Raw genomic sequence first — 2030 nt, forward strand, 5'->3', positions numbered from 1 at the left:
GGCGGCCAGACTTATCCGGTCAGCTATAACAAGGACGCCGGGTATTGGCAGTTACAGCCACGTGAGGGATGGCCCAATACACGCAACATGTCCATCGACTCGAAGGGAAACTGGCAGGTCGATCTCGACAAGGGACTGGTGGGAGGGACGGGTCCTCGACGCCTCTACTCGCAAACCACGGCCGCGGCGATGTTCGATCGTTTCGAACAAGGGTACTCGTTGTACGACGTAAGCCGGGAATTCAATATCTCCAATAATATGCCTAAAGAGTGGATATCACGATATGTCGCCGAAAGCGGAGATATTGCCCCTCTGAACCTCGGCTTCGGGAACGGGCAACGAACGGTTATGGCGTCTGGTGAGCGAGCATACTGCAGATTGATCAGCGGCCAGTCCCTGTCCGAGGTCGCAACCGCACTTTTCGACGGTGACGAGTTTGCTGCTTATCGCAGTGCGAGCCGCTACGCGCGCACGACCAATCTTCCGACCGGGAGCTTCTCGCAAAACAGACCCTGGAGAATGCCGCAACGTCCAGGCACGGCTGACATCGTGAACCCGCCGCAACAGTATCCAATGACCGAGGCACAGGGTGACCCGTATCCGGCGGGCAAGCCTCCGCTCAAGCGCACACACGCGGACCCCGCCGAACTCGATCCACAACAACCCGGCACCAGCGGCGCCATTCAGCAACCCCAATTCAAGCGACCGCGCCCCGATCTTGACGAACCCTGGTCTCCACAACCTGGAACCAGCCGTGCTGCCCAAGATCAAGGCCCGGCCACTTCTTGGGGGAGCGCGCAACTCAGGCAGTTCACTGAAGACCATGAAGCGCTGAGCGGACCTGAGGCCGATTCGATCGACATGTGGCTCGAAGGACAGGTTTCTGCCCCTCCGAGTCTTGCAGCGGAACTGACCGCCCGGGGATTTCGGGACATCACGCCGGAGGAAGTACACACCTATCTCACCGGCAGAGGCCCGGAACTGACGGACCTTCAAATGCAACGAATCACAGCCTTCCTGGGCTTATAGCGGGCTTGTCGGAGTCGAAGCGCGCGCGAGTGACATGAGTCTGACGGCCCGGGCGCGCAATCGTAGCAACGCCACAAACGCATGGCGCTCAAGCGGGCCTACGTTCCCTCATCCCGTCGAATGACGCCTCGCGCCGCGCTCCGCCCGGGCCCGGAAGCTGCCCTCCGCGCAACGAGAACGCCCCCCTCTCCGTGATGGACAGCAACGCGACCGCGCCGCCCGCGCCGCCCGCGCGTGCGCCCAGCGTGTCATCCGCCAGCAGGCAGGGTGAAGGGCGCGGATTCCATCCAGGACGAGTGGCTTGTAACGCGTGGACGATACGTTTGCATCACCCGCCTGGACCAACTGACAGCAATACTCGGCGCAGGCCTTGCCTCAACGCTCCAGGTAGATGACGCGTATCGGGCGGTGCCCTTCTACTTGTCAGGAGCAACTGAAATGGCTGTATCGAGCGTCAGTCCAACTTCGTCCGCCTCCGCGCAGCAGTACGGCGACGACGACACCACCACTTCCGCCAACACTCACCCGGCGAACGACCCGCCCGCCTCTTCGACCGGCAACGACGCCGATAACGCACCCTCCACGCAGACCGATGCGTCCGCAGGGCAGTCCACGCTGGCGCAGATCCCGCCCGAGGACACGGCGGCCGGGAACACAGCAGCGTCCAGTCCACCGAAACTTCCCAGCGACGAAGCGACGCAATCGCTTTCTCCTTCACCCGGCAACGAAGCCAACAACGCATCCTCCACGCCGACCGATGCGCCCGTAGGGCAGTCCACGTTGTCGCTGAACCGGCCTGCGAACGCATCGACGAACACGGCGATCTCCAGTCCGCAGAAACTCTCCAGCGGCGAAGCGATGCAATTGCTCTCTCGCTTCGACAAGGACCCCGCTATCCCCAGCGACGCCGCCAACGCCAACAGCATGGCGGCGCTCCAGGGCGAATCACTGCGCGGCGCGCCGCCTGAAGCCATCTCGTTCGAACAGCAGGTAACCATCGC

At 62.6% G+C, this 2030-nt stretch carries 1 protein-coding gene and 1 pseudogene; both read left to right on the top strand.

What is annotated here, in order from left to right:
• Positions 1–1029: hypothetical protein (locus QCE63_RS35450; RefSeq protein ID WP_309839924.1), on the top strand; the 1029-nt coding region annotated here is incomplete at its 5' end.
• Between the two features lie 438 nt (positions 1030–1467).
• Positions 1468–2030, top strand: a pseudogene (locus QCE63_RS35455) (hypothetical protein); the annotation flags it as partial.

The organism is Caballeronia sp. LZ065, from assembly GCF_031450975.1.
Lineage (GTDB): Bacteria > Pseudomonadota > Gammaproteobacteria > Burkholderiales > Burkholderiaceae > Caballeronia.